Below are 16,084 nucleotides of genomic sequence, written 5' to 3' on the forward strand. Positions count from 1 at the left end.
AATTAAGACTTCACTTTACCAAAGCGGCGATCGCGCTTTTGAAACTCCCAGAGCGCCCGATGCATCTCAGCTCGGTCAAAATCCGGCCACAGGATATCCGTAATATAAATTTCCGCATAGGCCAACTGCCACAACAGAAAATTACTAATTCGCATTTCCCCACTGGTGCGAATCAACAGATCCGGATCGCCCACATTCACCGTATACAAATGACGTTCAAACAAGGCTTGATCGATATCTTCCGGATTTAAATCTCCCTGTTTCACCTGTGCTGCTAGAGCTTGACAGACTTGTAAAATCTCCTGCCGTCCTCCATAGTTCGTCGCCACTGTAAACCGCATCCCTTCATTCTGAGAAGTTGTCCCCATGGATTTTTGAATTTGTTTTTGCACAGAATTGGGTAAATCTTGTAGACCTCCCACCAACTCTAAGCGAATTTTTCTGTCCATCATTTCTGGTAATTCCCGTTGGAGGAACTGTTCTAGCAAGGTCATAATTACACTGACCTCTTGGGGAGGACGCTTCCAATTTTCAGTGGAAAAGGAATAAACGGTTAGGGCTTGGATACCCCAATCATCACAACAGCGTACTAACTCCCGTACCGTATCTACTCCACGAGTGTGTCCCATAATTCTAGGGAGTCCTCGCTGTTGGGCCCAGCGACCATTACCATCCATAATTACTGCAACATGACGAGGAAGCTTTTGGGGATCGAGGTCACTAGGGAGAGTCTTCAGAGTATGGTCAATAATTTGCTTTGCAGTCATTTTTTCTTTTGAGAATCAGAAGAAGGTAAACGGAGTAGGCGTGCAACCATCGCTGCACCTTGAGTATTGAGCTGGCGACCCAAATTTCGCAAATCGGGGGCAACGGCCTCCCGTTCTACTGATTGAGAGAATTTGGCTTCTAAGAGTTCCTTTAGTTTACTGCTGGTTAAGGGACGATTCAGGAGACCCTTTTCCGCCAGAGAGATAGAACCGGTTTCTTCAGAAACGACAACACACAGACAGTTTTCCACGCGGTCAGTAATGCCCATGGCTGCTCGGTGACGAGTCCCCAGCTTACGGGAGGCGGTGCGATCGGATAGGGGTAAAATGACTCCAGCCGCAATAATACGAGACATGCGAATCCAAACCGCTCCATCATGTAACAGGGTACTGGTTTGGAAAATAGTTTGTAACAACTCCTTGGAAACTTCTGCATTTAACCTTACCCCAGGAACAGAAAAATCGCGCTCATCAATGGGCCCAGTCGTTTCTAAAATCAGCAGTGCCCCCGTCCGGTTTTGAGACAGGTCTTTAACGGCATCGACAATTTCATCAATCACACTCTCTGCTTTGGGGGGAGGCTCAGATGGGGGAAGGAACAAACCAATGACTTGTCCTTGGCCCAATTGTTCCAGCAACCGACGAAACTCGGACTGCAAAATTACAGCCATAGCGACGGCAGAACCAATGACTAATTTGTTTAACACAAAGCTCAGTAAGGTTAAGTTCACAACAGAACTGATGGCGGTGGCCAGCATTAGAATAATGAATCCTCGCACCATCCACAAAGTTCGACGTTCACCAATAATCATCAAGACCATGTAGGTCAACATCAAAACAGAGATGAAGTCAACCGTATGCAGCAGGTTTTTGTGAGTATCAGTTAAGTTGGATAACCATTGTGTTAAAAGATCTCCCATAGCTAGGGAATAGGGAATAGGGAATAGGCTGTGGGCAAGAGGCAAGAGGCAAGAGGGAGTGGGCAGTGGCAAAACTGGGTTTTATCCTGCCCTTAAACATCCCTAAGCAGGTACTGCACGCTTCCTACCTTGGACACTTCAGAGGGTATTCAGGTGACGATCGCTACCTGAAGCTAGGGACAGACTCAATCTGACCCCAGTTTCGAGTCTCCTGTGATTGCTAAGAAATGGATTTGAGGCGATCGGGAAGACGATCGCAGCTTACCAAGTCTTGATAGGTTTCCCGCTCAATAATCACTTGACCTTGACCCTCTCCGACTAAGACAGCGGCTGGTCGGGTAACGCGGTTATAGTTGGAAGCCATACTATAGTTGTATGCTCCCGTGGCTAAAATGGCGAGGATATCCCCAGATTGCAAGGGGGGAAGTTGGGCTTGTTGGATTAGAATATCGCCAGATTCGCAATGTTTACCAGCAACAGTTACAGTTTCCGTACAGGGTTGGGCCATGCGATCGACAGCTACAGGACGATAGAGGGCTTGATAGGTGATCGGGCGAGCATTGTCGGACATGCCTCCATCTACAGCGATATAGGTTCGCATGTCAGGAATGGCTTTACGGGAGCCGACGGTGTAGGCAGTGATACAGGATGAACCGACTAAGGAACGTCCAGGTTCACAGATGAGGTGCGGGGGAGTAATTTGGGCGTTTTTGCAGGCTGCTACCATCGCGGTACAAACTTGTTTCACCCAAGCGTCAATGGAGGGGGGATCGTCGTCTTCGGTATAGCGAATTCCTAAACCGCCGCCTACATTGAGGACGGAGGGAGATAAGCCAATTTCTTTAGCTTTTAGGAACCATTGCACCATCACCCCAGGGAGATCTTTATGGGGTTCAAGTTCAAAAATTTGGGAGCCGATATGGGCGTGGAATCCTTGGAAATTTAGGCTCGGTTGTTGGGCAATCTCTTGGAGAACCGCTTCAATTTGATTGGGATCGAAGCCAAATTTACTGTCAATATGTCCCGTGCGAATATATTCATGGGTGTGACATTCGATGCCAGGCGTAATCCGAATTAGGATCGGAACGGTTTTTTCTTGAGCGCCACTGAGCTGTGCCAAGGACTCTAATTCTAACCAGTTATCGACAACTATATGAGAGCCAACTTCTAAAGCTTCGGCGAGTTCGGTAGCGGATTTATTATTGCCATGGAAGTAAATCCGATCGGCTGCAACTCCTGCTTGTAGGGCAGTGTAGAGTTCTCCACCCGAAGCGACATCAATGCCCAACCCTTCTGAGCCAGCGATCGCACAAATAGCTAAACAATTCCATGCTTTCGAGGCATACAGAACCGTTGCTTCTCCGGGATAGTAGCGCTTAAGGGCTTCTCGGTATTGGCGACAGGCAGCACGTAAGCTCTCTTCATCAAGGATATAGAGGGGAGAGCCATAGATTTTTACTAATTCAGAAACAGCGACACCACCAATGGTTAATTGATCGTCACTGTTGACTTTAGCGGTAAGAGGAAGTAACTGTTGATTCGGCGAGCGATCGCTGACTGGATCTGCTCCAGAGGAAAGATAATCTGTGCCACGGGGTGAGGTAATGCGGGAGGGTGTGGATACCATAATCTCAGGAAGAGGGTTCGTTATTCATTATTAATTCGTTCTATACTCTATTGTCCATGGTGAACTGCAATTCACCAAGAGTTAAAATCATTCCCTTGTAAGATCTCCCTATCTCCCTATCTTCCCATCCCTATGAACCCATCCGTTTCTGTGCCTGTTGTTCTCCATGCGATCGCCCCAGAACACCTAGACGCTGTGCTTACCCTCGATCGCCTCTGTTTTGGACAGTTATGGAGTTTAGACGCTTACCAAAGGGAACTTGAGAGTCCAAATAGTGAGTTATTGGGACTCTCTTTGGGTGAGGAGTTGGTTGGATTGGGGTGCTATTGGGCGATCGTCGAAGAAGCTCATTTGACTATTTTAGCCATTCATCCCCAGTATCAAAATCAAGGCTTAGGGCAATTTCTACTGTGTGCTTTATTGGAGTCTGCTCGACAAAGGGGTTTAGAGAGAGCCACCCTAGAAGTAAAAGCCTCGAACCAGCGCGCCCTAGGACTGTATCAAAAACTCGGCTTTCTCACCGCTGGACGCAGACGCAATTATTATCAAGAAACTGGTGAAGATGCCCTAGTTTTATGGCTCAATGGTTTACAATCTCCCCAGTTTCCAGAACAGTTAAGCCAGTGGCAACAGCAAGCCGAATCTAAATAGTTCAGGACACCTGTATTAAGTATCGATCCTTGAAAGGCAAGTTGCTTTGAGCTAATTGTTAAGTGCAATATCTTGTATGACTAGGATGAAGTAGAATTGGAGGGGATCGCCAGTATTACCTCTCTTTCGTCACCTTCGGAGGTGGCGATCGCCGATTAGGTAGGAGTTATAGAATTCAATCAAGACAAGGGTTTTACCAGAGTGACAGAACAGGGAGCGCGATGGTTTCATCGGTCCTGCCTTTCGAGAAGTCTTGGTGAATCTCAATCCATAATATCAAGGAAAAAAACTCCAGAAATGGCGAAAACCATTGCCCAATATCTTACCCAGATTCTCACAGAAAGCAAACAAAATCCTGAACAGATTGCAAATTATATTTCTGCCTTTTACCAGAAACCCAGAAATGAAGAATTATACGAATGATTGGGAGAAATTCATTCTGGCTTACAAGATTATGATACTCCTTCCAGAAATAGTATTACACTACTAGAAGTCCTACCTTAAGAAGCATCACCCATTACCCAAAATGGTTACTTCAACAGACTTTCGCGGTTTACTCAATCAACGTTTTGCCCACAACTTTTTCCCCATTCCCGCAACCAGTCGTTGGGATGTGGGACTGATGCCCCCTGACTTTCAACTCCCCAATATCACCCATGGGGAAACGGTGCGGCTTTCAGACTACCGCGAGCAAAAACCGGTGATTCTGGCTTTTACCCGCATTTTCACGGAAAAACAATACTGCCCCCTTTGCTTTCCTCACATTAAACAACTCAACGAACAGTATGAAGCCTTTACGGAGCGTGGAGCAGAAGTACTATTAATTACCAGCACTGATACAGAACAGAGCAAAATCGTAGTTCAAGATTTGGCCCTAAAAATGCCCCTACTTTCCGATCCTGACTGTACCACCTTCCGCGCCTACGCCGTCGGTCAAGCTTTAGGCGCACCCCTGCCCGCCCAATTTATCCTGGATAACCGGGGAATTTTGCGCTACAAGCATCTTTTCTCCTTCCTTCACCCCAACGCAGATATTCAGACGTTACTTGCCACTTTAGATGACCTGTAGCACTACACGCTAGGGAATAGGGAATAGGGAATAGGGAATAGGAATAACCCAGATGTCCTTATTCCCTATTGTCGTTTTCCTCGCCCGTGCGAAGTGCTATCTCTGGGAAATGTAGAAGTTACTGTAATTCCATTCTCGAAACTCTTTGATAATCTTGTAATTGATTCGCTCCAGGAAGTTTAAAAATCCTGGTCTATTCCTTCTGGTGACTTCAATCAGTGCATCGGGTTGAAATTGCCGAAATTGCCCCTCAGCACCCTCTAAAGCTTCAAGCTCTAATCCTTGCACATCCATTTTAATGAAATCTACAGGAGTAGCGATCAGCCGATCAAGAGGTAAAAATTCTACCGTTCCCTTGGGATCTTCCTTGAGTTCTGTTAAACAAAGATCTCCAGTAGGATGATTAGCGAGTTGGGCATGACCGGCGTTTTTCCCGACAGCATAACCTAATTTAGATAAGTCTACATTAGTAACTTGATTCAGGGCAATATTGGTTTTCAGTGCTGCAATACTATCCGGTTGAAATTCAATCGGAATTACCCGTTCTGCCCCTAAAATTTTGGTAAAATAGACCAAGTGGTTGCCCACATTCGCACCCACATCAACAATCACCGATCGCCGTGTCAGCGTCTCGTTGATAAAATCGAGTTCCGGCTGTTCATAGAACTGGCGATCGTTCACCTGAGTTAATTCTACATCGAAATTTTTACCCGTAACCTGAAATTGAATCACCTGATTGTGGGACTTAAACTGAACTTGAGGCGGCTTGGAACAGACAAGATTGACCCAATTGAGCCATCGCGTAGCTTTACGAAGATTAGGGGCAAGACTTAGAGCCTCTTGCAGATAAGATTGAGCGACTTCCCAATTTCCTTGTTTCGCTGAAGTAATGCCTAAATCTTGGATATAATTCGGATCTTGAGGAGAGAGCGCGATCGCCTGTTCAAACCCCTTCATCGCCTCAGCATAATGCCCCATCTGATGATAAATACCACCCAACAAAGCATAGAGTGCAGGTCGGTCAGGATATTGTTCGATTGCCGCCTCCAAAAGCGCGATCGCCACTTCCAGCCATTCTTCCTGACGCAGAAAAGCAATCAACTCCATAAAAGCCGGCACACTCAGGGAAACCTGATGCAGTGCTTGCTCATACAAAGGGCGATCGCTCTGAAAACTTCCCTGAGCAACCAATGCCGCCTGAAGATGTTGGCATAAATTCTCATCCATCGGCTGAAACAACAACCCATGGCTATAATGACGCACCGCATCCGCTAACCGTCCTTGTTGCTCGTAGACCAAAGCCAAATTGTAATGAGCAATCACATGATTAGGCTTTTGTTGCAACGCCCGCTCATATAACCGAGATGCCTGCTCATATTCACCCTGTTTCTTATACAAAACCCCTAAATTCACCAGGGTACTCATATGTTGAGGATCAAGTTCTAAAACCCGCTCATATCCAAGACGAGCGGCTTCCCAATTCCCCTCTCGCTGGTACTGATAGGCTTGTTGAAATTCCTGATTAAGATTAACCATACTGAAACCCATAACACATCCCGTTCTCAAAATCGCCAGAGAGAACAACCTTTCCGCTAAAATTGTAAGCTATGACCTATTGCTCTAGAGACACATTCAAAACACAGGTATAGCAGAACGAGGAAATTGGCTCGGCCTCACCTCCAGCCAACTCCACCCCCCATTCAGTGAGAGAGCGCGGGTGCATCACTTAGTCGATGAATGATATATCTGGGAACCTCGGTTAATGTAAACTATCGCAAAACCGATTAAACAGTCCATTACGGCACAGGCGATCGGATAGCCTATAAACCATGAATCAGGGATCTAAGCCAAAACAATCTTCTCAAGACGACTCAGCTTCCTCGGAAGACATAAAAAAAACTGGGGAAAAAGATGCACGAATCGAACCTGAATGGCGCAAGTTCCTCATCTTAGCCCGTCTTCAGACAACTATTTGGATTACCCTAGGTGGAGTTTTCGCCATAGCCTTGTTTGAAGCGATCCTCTATGGTGAGCAATTTGCCAGTGAACTCCTCAGCGCTCGCATTACTACCCTATTTGCCCTAGTCGGTTGTTGGGGATTACAAAAAACCCAATTTGGTCGTCGCCATCCTAGCTTACTATTCCTCGGATTATCCTGGTCGGTGACCCTATTACCTCAAGTTCTGGGAACAGCCGCCGGAGTGTGTGAATTTAAACCAGAACTGTGGTTGGTCATGTTCGTTATGCAAGCGACTGCCATACCCGTCTCTTGGCCCATTCATATCATTGCTCAAGGGGTAGTTATTGCTTATTTTTGCGTGAATCACTGGATTTTTGGCTTTCCCCCCAGCGAATTATCCCAGACCATCACTGTGGAATCTTTTCTCTTTTTGGCCATGATTCTCCTGGTCTGTTATTTTATTATTTATCAGTATGAACAACTCTCTTATGTAGAATGGACTACTCGAAAAGAATTAGAATCTGTCAACAAAAAAGTTAAAAATCTTACTCTTTTCGATCGCCTCACCCAACTCCCAAACCGTCGCCGCTTTAACGAATTTATCGAGCAAGAATGGCGACGGATGAAACGAGATTTGAAACCCCTATCCCTAATTGTCTGTCGCGTTGATTATTTTAAGCCTTATGTCTATAGCTACGGCTCCCAAACGAGCAACGAATGTTTAAAAAGCATTGCGGATGCCATTCGCTCTGTGGTGAAACGACCAGCAGATATGGTTGCTCGTTATCGGGGAGAAATGTTTGCGATTTTATTACCCCAAACTAACGTTGAAGGAGCCATGCAAGTGGCCACCTATATCCATTCAGAAATCAGTAGCCTCAAATTAGTCCATCCCAACTCCCCCATTAGTCCCTATATCACTGTTAGCTTAGGGGTAAGTAGTGTCGTCCCTCGTAATGATGATTCTGAAGTTACCTTAATTGTTACGGCTGGAGAAGCTTTAGCCGAAGCTCAGGCCCTGGGAGGAGATAACATTATTGTCAAAACCCCCCAGGGATTAAGGTTGGAGAATAGCACTGACTTAGATAACTATACCTCTGGCCCTTTTGATCCTAATTCTCAGTAGAATTAGGTTAGGGGATGAGGGATGGGAAGACGCGGGGACACTCCAGACACGGAGATAGACTAACCCCATAATGGTTAATTGTTAATGGCATTCAGCAGCACTAAGCCCCTAGTTTTCCCAGAAACCGAATCTACGGTGCGGGTGGAATTCCAGAGATCTTCGGCCGTTACCCAAACGGGAGGATACTTATAGCGGGCAACGTCGAGGATCAAGAAGCGATCGCTCTGCCGATGATAGGCGGCTACTGGAGAAATATGGCCCCCTCGCTCCTGTTCAATAGACTTTCGCAGATAATTGACCAACACAAAATTATCAGGCTGCTGCAAATTTTCTACCATTAACTGGCGAAATTCCTGCAAACTCAGATCGCCCCCGTGATAAACCTGAGTTTTTAGGGGATAACGAGCTAAAAATGCACCTAACTCTTCTAGAGTCATACCTTGTTTAGCGATCGTTTCTCTGGCGATTACTTGATCGGTTTGGGCATTAAAAATATTATCCTGGGTAAACATTTTTCGACCATACTCGGGTGCATCAGGGGCCTCAATCCCCAACGCATTTAACACCATCACCATACTGGCAACGCCACAAAAAGCCTGGTTTTTTTGGGTTTCAAACTGAATGCTCAACGGCACATAATCTTGTCTAGCACGGCTTTCAACTAACAGCTCTTCCCCAGGAGAGGAATCAAATTCAATTAACCGTTCAGCAATGGGCAAAGTTTGGGCAACTGTTCTGCCACCGAGCAGCAGTAGGCCTAAAACAAGAAGAACAAGGGGTTTACGGGAATTCAGAAATCGATCCATGATTCTAGGGTTGCTACAATGACCTAATATCAATTTAAAAGAAAAACTATTGAAAATTTATATATGGCTCAAACAATTTGGATTGCGCGACATGCCAACCGCCTGGATTTTGTCAATCCGGAGTGGTTTAATACGGCCGATCGCCGTTACGATCCGCCTTTGTCTGACAATGGCTTAGTTCAAGTTCAAGAATTAGCCGATCGCCTAAAATCAGAAGGAATCAGCCGGATTTTTGCCTCCCCCTTTCTGCGAACGGTGCAAACCGCCCATGGAGTGGCGAATGTTCTGGATGTACCGCTGCGCTTGCATTGGGGTTTGGGAGAGTGGTTAAATCCAGAATGGATGACGGAGTGTCCCAAAACCCGGTCATTATCAGAATTAGCAGCTCAGTTTTCTCGTATTGATCCAGAGGTTCCGATTGAGGGAAAACCTTGCTATCCGGAAACTGAGACCCAATGTTTTGCCCGTGCAGGACAAACGATCCGAGAGTTAGTTGACCGGTTTCCTCATGAGGATTTGTTGTTTGTCGGTCATGGTGCGTCTGTATTAGGAATGGCGATGGGATTAGTGGATGGAGTGAGCGGAGCAGATGTGAATGCTTCTTTGTGCGCTGTGGTCAAGGTGATTAAGGATGGCGATCGCTCAATTATGGAGTTAAATGGGGATACCTCCCATTTAAGTTTTCATGAGCGTCGAGTTCGGTTTCATTAAAGATGACCGTATCACTCGCAGGTGATGGAGTTACAAGATCTTTAATCCCTGATTAGTGCGAGCCGATCAACCACGCACTTTGCCATCCTCTAACTGAGTTAATCAGATACACAGTAGAAGAGGGAGCGATCATATCTAGAGTAATGGGGTGTTCGTGAATCAGATTCCGATCTAAAAGCCAAGCGCGGAATGTACCCGCTAAAAGTCCACAGGTGACGGGAGGGGTAATCCATTGTCCCTGCCAATGGAGGACAACGTTGGCAATGCTGGCTTCGGTAATTTGATGGTGTTCGTTCCAGAGCAGCACCTCATCACACTCGGTAACCGCAGCACTAGCTCGAGTATAAACTTGGCGATGGGTGGTTTTGTGATAAAGCCAGATGTTTGAGGAGTCAATCGGTTGGGGGGCAAGTTTGAGGGTGATGGGGGTGAGGGAGGAGGAAGGAGAAATAGGAGAGGGTTCTAGGGTCAATTCTCCTTGGGAATCGATCAGCAGACGAATTTTATGCGCAGAGTGGTTGAGCGTAGGAACTAGGGTTTGGAGCTGCTGGAGTAGTTGGGAGAGATCCAGGGGAATATTAAAGTATTCGGCTGAGTCTTGGAGCCGTTGCAGGTGGTAAGAGAGCAGGAAATAGCCAGATTGGGGAGTCCAGAGGAGGGTTTCGAGGAGGGAGAAGGGAGGTTGTTGCTCAACGATAACGCGGGATTTGATATAGCATTCTTGATATTCTTCTTGACTATTAGAATCGGTGACGATGCCGCTACCGATGCCGTATTCGGCTTGTTGGGTGTGTCGGTCGATCAGGAGGGTACGGATGGCGACGTTAAATATCGCTTTACGTCCCGGACTCAAATAACCGATCGCACCAGTATAGATGCGTCGGGGAGAGCCTTCGAGTTCTTTAATGATCTCCATCGTGCGGGCTTTGGGTGCGCCCGTGATGGAGGCGCAGGGGAAAATGTTGGCGAGAATTTGGCTTAGGGGCGATTGTGTTTGAGCCGTCACTGTTGAAGTCATTTGCCAGACGGTAGAGTAGCGCTCGACTTCAAATAAGCGTGGGACTTGGACGCTGCCAATGGTGGCGACTCGACCGATATCATTACGAACCATATCGACGATCATCACGTTTTCAGCGCGATTTTTCTGGGAATGGTACAACCATTCGGCAAGTTGACGATCTTCAGCTAGGGTTTTTCCCCGTGGGGCAGTTCCTTTCATGGGTTTGCTGGTGAAGGTAGAACCCTTAAGGGTGAAAAAGAGTTCGGGGGAAGCAGACGCAATGATATAGCGTCCCATGTCCAGGTAAGCTGAATAGGGAGCGGGTGAGGATCTTCTCAGAAGATTGAATGCCCAGCGCGGATCGCCGCTAAAGGGCGATCGCAAGCGGAAGGAGTAGTTAACTTGAAAGGTATCCCCTTGGCTGATGTAATTTTGAACCCGGGCAATCGCCTTGTGAAAGTCGGCTTCAGTCAGTTCACTTTCCCAGCTTATTCCCGGATCGGTAATATCATTGTGGAGATTGATGAATTCCTGGGGGCTGAGGATACGAGAGGGGCGATCGTACAGGGCAAACCAAAGTTGGGGAAAATCAGAGTCTTCATGAACCGTTAAGGCATTATCAAACGCTGGAGACGCTTCATAACTGAGCATTCCCACCGCATAATAGCCCTGTGTTTCCACTTGGTTTTCAATCTCCTCTAAAGTCGCGATCGGGTTACCCGAATTTCCACTTAAACAATAGACTTGAATTGGATCTTTAAATTGTAACCAATGCTGGTTTTCATAGTGGTAGATATAAGCAAGACCGTGGGCAGTCATTCCCCCTTCTTTGGGGTTATTCATGGGGGAATCAGCAAATTCTTTGACAGAATACTTCTTCATTATACTATCCTTCTCACTTCATCGATTAATTTGCATGTGATTGTACTTATTTTTGGTACTTATATAGACAAGAAAGATAGATAAACGTCTATAATTGTAACAAGGATGTTGTCATATCCGAGACATGTTCTTATGATAAGAAGTAAGATTTTAGGGTCATCTATTTGAATCAGAGGTGCTTAGGAATGTTAAATTATAAAGTTTCGCCGATTCTTACTCGTCCTACTGTAGCGCAAGCTGCTCAACAGAAGTTATCGGCTGACGATCGGATTGAGGGATTCAGTCAATTGGTTTCTGGTATGATTCAGTCGCTCTCTACAGTCGATCTACCAGAAGGCGTAGAACCGGAAGACCTGCAAAAGGCTTTAGAGGCATTCCGCGATCGCAAAATTCAGCAAATACAAGAACAATTATCTGTTCAGTCTTAATCTATTTTCATTGGTTTTCCAGTGCTTGGCGCTGCCTCTAAAATAAACTTTTGAATCCTCATTCTATAGCCGCGAATGAGTGGGTTAGGATGTTTCGGTTCTTGTTTGAGGCAATAGGTACGAATAGCAATAGAAGAGAATCACTATATCATAGGCCTATTCCCTAGTGCGAAGAGTTTAACTCTGGTGCAAGGGCAATTCAATGATAAATGTTGTGCCCTTTCCGGGTTCAGAGTCACAGTATAACTTTCCCCCATGATGATCCACAATAATAGCATGACATAAACTCAAGCCTAGTCCTTTTCCCTTCCCAACCGGTTTGGTACTATAAAAAGGCGTAAATAAACGCTGGTGAATTAAATCTGACATGCCCACCCCATTATCAGTAATCAATATTTTTACAGATTGCATGTGCCAATCTTCAGTGGTAATCCTAATTTCTGGACTATCCCGATTCGAGTAATGTTCCCAGGCGCTATCAATCGCATCAATGGCATTGACTAATATATTCATAAATACCTGATTGAGTTGCCCAGCATAGCATTCAACCGGAGGCAAAACACCATAGTTTTTAAACACTTCAATCATTGGGCGATTCCCACTCTTCTGTAAGCGATGATTCACAATCATCAATGTGCTTTCAATGCCATCATGGAGATTCACTCGTTTCATTTGAGCTTCATCTAACCGGGAAAATGTCCTCAGAAATAAAACAATTTCGCGAATCCGAGAAGCTCCATTCTTCATGGAGTCTAATAAATCCATACAATCATCTTGCAAGAACTCTAAATCAATATCCTCAGAAAATTTTTCAATCTCATTTCCTTGCTCAGGGAATGTACTTTGGTATAACTGAACTAATTCTAACAAATCATTGAGATAGGCTTTGGCAAAATCAATATTTCCATAAATAAAGCTTACGGGATTATTGATTTCATGGGCAATTCCAGCGACCAATTGACCAATAGACGATTTTTTCTCACTTTCAATTAATTGAGCCTGAGTTGTTTGCAGTTTGAGCAAAGCCAGCTCTAATTCATGAGCTTTTTCTTCTGATTCTTGAACTGCCCGCTGAGATTGATCGTACAAATTAGCTTGATAAATGGCAATGGCTAACTGTTTAGCTACATGGGATAATAGGGTAACTTCTGATTCTTTCCAACGGCGCGATCGCTTACATTCATGGGCAATCAATAAACCCCATAATTCCTCTTTGATAATAATCGGGACAATCAGATTAGAACGGACATCAAACTTTTGTAAGAAATCGACATGACACTCATCCAAGTGAGAGGTTAAAATATCATGAATTACCCTAACTCTGCCATTTTTATAGAGCTTGGCATAGTCTTGGGAAAAACAATCATCTGCTCCAACTTCTCCCAAAGTCGATCCCCAGTTTCCTACTACTTTTTCGACAATTACTGACCCTTTCCAGTTCGGTTCAAATTGGTAAATGAGTACTCGATCGGCATCCAAAAGTTTTTGAATTTGATCGACGGCAGTTTTCCAAATCGTTTTTAAGTTTAAACTACTGCGAATTTGATCGGTAATTAAGCGGAGAACCGATTCTTGTTCCTGGGCTTTCTTGAACGAAGTCACATCTGTGTGGGAACCCGCTAAACGGTAAGGGGTTCCATCACTATAGCGATAACATAGTCCACGGGCTAAAATCCACCGATAGCCACCACTAGGACAGTGTAAGCGGTAGGTACTTTCATAAAATTCAGTCCCTCCTTGAATATGGGATTGGAGAGCGGCTTGATGTATGGGTAGATCTTCCGAATGAATTAAGGCTTCAAATTCGCTAAAGGTTTGGGGTAATTCAGATTCCGAAAATCCCAAGATTTTCTGCCAATTTGTATTGAAAAATATGTGCCCAGTGGGTAGATTCCAATCCCATAATCCTTCTTTAGAACTGGGTAGCGCTAGATCGAATTGGGGGCGATCGGAAGACATGGGATCATTAACAGAGGGTACAAGAAGTCCTGTGAGGCTATGATGCATAAGGTTCGGTGATGATAATTGATTCAAGTTGGATCTTGGCGGTAGGCGATCGCCGAATAAAAGGGATCTCCTCCTCCCCAACCCATGAGTTGCAAGAGGGTCGGAACGTTAGGTAAACGCACAATAAATTCAGGTTCTGTAAATCCAGATACCGATTGGATATATTGTTTAAGAAGGTTGAGGCGAGTTTTATCTGTACCATCACGCCAAATTTGAATCGCTTTTTGATAAAACATGCGATTAGAAAAGCTGACAATGACAACCCCACCGGGTTTCAGGATACGGTGAATTTCACTAAAAATGGCATCGGGGTATTGCAAATATTGTATAGAGACACAATTGAGAACTGCATCAAAGCTTTGATCCTCAAATGGCAGTTGCAGAGTTTGATTGAGGTCTTGCACCCAATAGTGATTTAAGCGGGGGTTTTTGGCTAACTCGTCTTCATTTAAACCATGGCCTTCCACATGCTCAAATGTCAGCTCTTCAGGAAGATGGGAAACCCAACTACTCATTAAATCTAAAATTCGGGTCTGGGGTTTGAGGCGATCTCGATAAAGGTCAGTTAACTGCTGGATAAACCCCTCATCCACATGGGTGACGAACCGAGGAAAAGCATAAAACTGGAGATCGTCGCTAGAATCAAGTTTAGTGCGGTCTTGGGGGTGTAAGAGCATGGTTAATCGATTAAAACTTAAACCTGTAAACTTAAATCATTAGGGGTTCCTTTTCACTATAAAGGATTCCTCAGGTTTGGCCTTCTCCCTTCTTTCCGCGATCAGGATAGTTCCATGATTCCCAGTATTATTATTTTCTTTTTAGTGGCGATCGCCTGTCTATCGGGTTCCCTCGTGATCATTCCGGAACCCTATCAAGGCTTAGTCGAGCGCTTGGGCAAATATCACCGTACCCTAGACCCTGGAGTCAATTTTATTATACCGCTGCTGGAAAAAGTGGTGATTCGAGCCTTGATGAGTGAGCGTTTGTTGGATGTCCCTCCCCAACAAACCATCACCAAAGATAATGTATCGTTAGCTGTTGATGCGATCGTTTACTGGCAAATTGTAAACCTAAGACGTGCCTATTATGCCATTAACGATATTGAACATGCCTTAGAAAACTTAGTGTTAACTAATTTGCGGGGGGAAATTGGCCGCCTAGAAATGAGCCAAACCTTTTCAGGAATTAAAGAAATTAATCAAGCTTTGCTAAAACAAATCGACTCGATTACTGACTCTTGGGGAGTGAAGTTAATTCGAGTAGAAGTGCGAGATATTACTCCGCCAAAAACCATTCTTGAATCTTTGGAAAAAGAACGAGCAGCGGAAAGCCAACGTCTGGCTTCGATTATTGAAGCCCAAGGTGGAGCGCAATCGATGAAAATCTTGGCTGAGGCGTTAGGAATAGACTCTAGAAGCCCTGAATTTATCCAATTTATCATCGCCCGACACTATCTAGATACGAATGAAAAGCTTACTGCTAGTCCCAACTCTAAGGTTTTCTTTATGAATCCTAGTGTTTTGAATGACACCCTAATCAACCTTCTTGAATCTGAACGTTCGGGATTGAAGAAAATTGATCTACCTCCTACGTCCTCACCTGGAAATGGCTCGGAAGGCAACCCTGATGGCTAAATGGAATGACATGAAGCTGATAAAACCACACTGTTTATGGACTATTCAAGGAACGGGTACATCTGAGTTGTCCCTATTATCCATTACCTATTCCCTAAGCTTGTTCTTCCTGAGAATTGGCTAAATGAAAAACAATCCGAAACGCTTCATCTAAGGTTGTATCTTCTTCAGTTTTAATGCGCTTGATCCGAGTTTGATTTAATTTAGCAATCAACTCATCATAGGCTTCTTGTTCAGCAGAAGCATCCTGGCGATTAATCGGGGAAATAATCCGATAATCACAGCCATAGCGCTGACATTCTAAACTACCGTACTTGCGTAGGCTTCCATTAGGATGAATGTAAGAGAGGACTTCAAAATCCAACACTCTAGTTGTCATATCCACAAACTCTATAGGTGAAATGTAAGGGTGAATCCGGATGCAGACCGTAATTCACTCTTATACCTTAATCATCTCAGAGTTAACTGCAAATGGCTGTGACTGATGCCAGTTAAT

The 16,084-nt window shown here is 44.9% G+C and carries 16 protein-coding genes; 7 read left to right on the plus strand and 9 right to left on the minus strand.

Translation table 11 applies throughout. From position 1 onward, the window contains the following. Nucleotides 1-2: 2 nt before the first annotated feature. From J7529_RS17300 to lysA, 3 genes are all read right to left on the minus strand, one after another. Entirely contained in the window at nucleotides 3-767 is a 765-nt protein-coding gene (locus J7529_RS17300; RefSeq protein WP_271944855.1) for an isoprenyl transferase, read from the minus strand. Continuing rightward, complete coding sequence (cdaA, locus tag J7529_RS17305) at nucleotides 764-1,687, minus strand: diadenylate cyclase CdaA (protein WP_271944859.1); 924 nt, start codon at nucleotides 1,685-1,687, stop codon at nucleotides 764-766. The genes J7529_RS17300 and cdaA overlap by 4 nt, the downstream gene beginning before the upstream one ends. Nucleotides 1,688-1,907: 220 nt before the next feature. Continuing rightward, the gene (gene lysA / locus J7529_RS17310; RefSeq protein ID WP_318730011.1) at nucleotides 1,908-3,314 is read right to left on the minus strand and encodes a diaminopimelate decarboxylase; all 1,407 of its coding nucleotides are present in this window, start codon (nucleotides 3,312-3,314) and stop codon (nucleotides 1,908-1,910) included. A gap of 132 nt (nucleotides 3,315-3,446) precedes the next feature. Here lysA and rimI point away from each other — a divergent pair, with 132 nt between their 5' ends. The 3 genes from rimI (at nucleotide 3,447) to J7529_RS17325 (ending at nucleotide 5,034) form a co-directional block, all read left to right on the plus strand. Then, complete coding sequence (gene rimI, locus J7529_RS17315; RefSeq protein ID WP_318730012.1) at nucleotides 3,447-3,965, plus strand: ribosomal protein S18-alanine N-acetyltransferase; 519 nt, start codon at nucleotides 3,447-3,449, stop codon at nucleotides 3,963-3,965. A gap of 297 nt (nucleotides 3,966-4,262) precedes the next feature. Beyond that, nucleotides 4,263-4,388 (plus strand): hypothetical protein, encoded by a 126-nt coding sequence (locus J7529_RS17320; protein WP_318730014.1) that lies wholly within the window; start codon nucleotides 4,263-4,265, stop codon nucleotides 4,386-4,388. A 103-nt stretch (nucleotides 4,389-4,491) separates the two neighbouring features. Next, nucleotides 4,492-5,034: a peroxiredoxin family protein gene (locus J7529_RS17325; RefSeq protein WP_318730015.1), complete on the plus strand. Its 543-nt coding sequence runs from the start codon at nucleotides 4,492-4,494 to the stop codon at nucleotides 5,032-5,034. 96 nt (nucleotides 5,035-5,130) lie between these two features. On the opposite strand, the gene J7529_RS17330 is transcribed toward J7529_RS17325, so the two are convergent. Continuing rightward, complete coding sequence (locus tag J7529_RS17330; protein ID WP_318730016.1) at nucleotides 5,131-6,570, minus strand: FkbM family methyltransferase; 1,440 nt, start codon at nucleotides 6,568-6,570, stop codon at nucleotides 5,131-5,133. A 293-nt stretch (nucleotides 6,571-6,863) separates the two neighbouring features. On the opposite strand from J7529_RS17330, the gene J7529_RS17335 reads away from it, so the two are divergent. Next, on the plus strand, nucleotides 6,864-8,120 hold the full coding sequence (locus J7529_RS17335) for a diguanylate cyclase (protein ID WP_318730017.1): 1,257 nt from the start codon (nucleotides 6,864-6,866) through the stop codon (nucleotides 8,118-8,120). Between the two features lie 74 nt (nucleotides 8,121-8,194). Here the strand turns inward: J7529_RS17335 and J7529_RS17340 are convergent, their stop codons facing one another. Beyond that, nucleotides 8,195-8,926 carry a phytochelatin synthase family protein gene (locus J7529_RS17340; protein WP_318730018.1) on the minus strand — a complete coding sequence of 244 codons (732 nt, stop codon included), beginning with the start codon at nucleotides 8,924-8,926 and terminating at the stop codon, nucleotides 8,195-8,197. 63 nt (nucleotides 8,927-8,989) lie between these two features. On the opposite strand from J7529_RS17340, the gene J7529_RS17345 reads away from it, so the two are divergent. Beyond that, entirely contained in the window at nucleotides 8,990-9,637 is a 648-nt protein-coding gene (locus tag J7529_RS17345; protein ID WP_318730019.1) for a histidine phosphatase family protein, read from the plus strand. Nucleotides 9,638-9,689: 52 nt separating this feature from the next. Here J7529_RS17345 and pabB read toward each other — a convergent pair whose 3' ends face one another. Next, entirely contained in the window at nucleotides 9,690-11,519 is a 1,830-nt protein-coding gene (pabB, locus tag J7529_RS17350; RefSeq protein WP_318730020.1) for an aminodeoxychorismate synthase component I, read from the minus strand. A 185-nt stretch (nucleotides 11,520-11,704) separates the two neighbouring features. On the opposite strand from pabB, the gene J7529_RS17355 reads away from it, so the two are divergent. Then, a complete protein-coding gene (locus J7529_RS17355) occupies nucleotides 11,705-11,947 on the plus strand; it encodes a hypothetical protein (RefSeq protein WP_318730021.1) in 243 nt (80 codons plus the stop codon). A 177-nt stretch (nucleotides 11,948-12,124) separates the two neighbouring features. Here J7529_RS17355 and J7529_RS17360 read toward each other — a convergent pair whose 3' ends face one another. Together J7529_RS17360 and J7529_RS17365 are read right to left on the minus strand one after the other, a co-directional pair. Further along, on the minus strand, nucleotides 12,125-13,954 hold the full coding sequence (locus J7529_RS17360; protein WP_318730022.1) for an ATP-binding protein: 1,830 nt from the start codon (nucleotides 13,952-13,954) through the stop codon (nucleotides 12,125-12,127). A 23-nt stretch (nucleotides 13,955-13,977) separates the two neighbouring features. Next, entirely contained in the window at nucleotides 13,978-14,631 is a 654-nt protein-coding gene (locus J7529_RS17365; protein WP_318730023.1) for a class I SAM-dependent methyltransferase, read from the minus strand. Between the two features lie 114 nt (nucleotides 14,632-14,745). Here J7529_RS17365 and J7529_RS17370 point away from each other — a divergent pair, with 114 nt between their 5' ends. Then, nucleotides 14,746-15,588, plus strand: coding sequence for an SPFH domain-containing protein (locus J7529_RS17370; protein WP_271944892.1), 843 nt, complete (start codon nucleotides 14,746-14,748; stop codon nucleotides 15,586-15,588). 94 nt (nucleotides 15,589-15,682) lie between these two features. On the opposite strand, the gene J7529_RS17375 is transcribed toward J7529_RS17370, so the two are convergent. Then, complete coding sequence (locus J7529_RS17375; protein WP_271944895.1) at nucleotides 15,683-15,967, minus strand: hypothetical protein; 285 nt, start codon at nucleotides 15,965-15,967, stop codon at nucleotides 15,683-15,685. Between the last annotated feature and the right edge of the window lie 117 nt (nucleotides 15,968-16,084).

The sequence above is a fragment of the Roseofilum sp. Guam genome (assembly GCF_017746735.1).
Classification (GTDB): domain Bacteria; phylum Cyanobacteriota; class Cyanobacteriia; order Cyanobacteriales; family Desertifilaceae; genus Roseofilum; species Roseofilum reptotaenium.

Coding starts and splice junctions, on each gene's coding strand:
- J7529_RS17300 (WP_271944855.1), bottom strand. CDS start 767: ATGACTGCAAAGCAAATTATTGACCATACTCTGAAGACTCTCCCTAGT.
- cdaA (WP_271944859.1), bottom strand. CDS start 1,687: ATGGGAGATCTTTTAACACAATGGTTATCCAACTTAACTGATACTCAC.
- lysA (WP_318730011.1), bottom strand. CDS start 3,314: ATGGTATCCACACCCTCCCGCATTACCTCACCCCGTGGCACAGATTAT.
- rimI (WP_318730012.1), top strand. CDS start 3,447: ATGAACCCATCCGTTTCTGTGCCTGTTGTTCTCCATGCGATCGCCCCA.
- J7529_RS17320 (WP_318730014.1), top strand. CDS start 4,263: ATGGCGAAAACCATTGCCCAATATCTTACCCAGATTCTCACAGAAAGC.
- J7529_RS17325 (WP_318730015.1), top strand. CDS start 4,492: ATGGTTACTTCAACAGACTTTCGCGGTTTACTCAATCAACGTTTTGCC.
- J7529_RS17330 (WP_318730016.1), bottom strand. CDS start 6,570: ATGGTTAATCTTAATCAGGAATTTCAACAAGCCTATCAGTACCAGCGA.
- J7529_RS17335 (WP_318730017.1), top strand. CDS start 6,864: ATGAATCAGGGATCTAAGCCAAAACAATCTTCTCAAGACGACTCAGCT.
- J7529_RS17340 (WP_318730018.1), bottom strand. CDS start 8,926: ATGGATCGATTTCTGAATTCCCGTAAACCCCTTGTTCTTCTTGTTTTA.
- J7529_RS17345 (WP_318730019.1), top strand. CDS start 8,990: ATGGCTCAAACAATTTGGATTGCGCGACATGCCAACCGCCTGGATTTT.
- pabB (WP_318730020.1), bottom strand. CDS start 11,519: ATGAAGAAGTATTCTGTCAAAGAATTTGCTGATTCCCCCATGAATAAC.
- J7529_RS17355 (WP_318730021.1), top strand. CDS start 11,705: ATGTTAAATTATAAAGTTTCGCCGATTCTTACTCGTCCTACTGTAGCG.
- J7529_RS17360 (WP_318730022.1), bottom strand. CDS start 13,954: ATGCATCATAGCCTCACAGGACTTCTTGTACCCTCTGTTAATGATCCC.
- J7529_RS17365 (WP_318730023.1), bottom strand. CDS start 14,631: ATGCTCTTACACCCCCAAGACCGCACTAAACTTGATTCTAGCGACGAT.
- J7529_RS17370 (WP_271944892.1), top strand. CDS start 14,746: ATGATTCCCAGTATTATTATTTTCTTTTTAGTGGCGATCGCCTGTCTA.
- J7529_RS17375 (WP_271944895.1), bottom strand. CDS start 15,967: ATGACAACTAGAGTGTTGGATTTTGAAGTCCTCTCTTACATTCATCCT.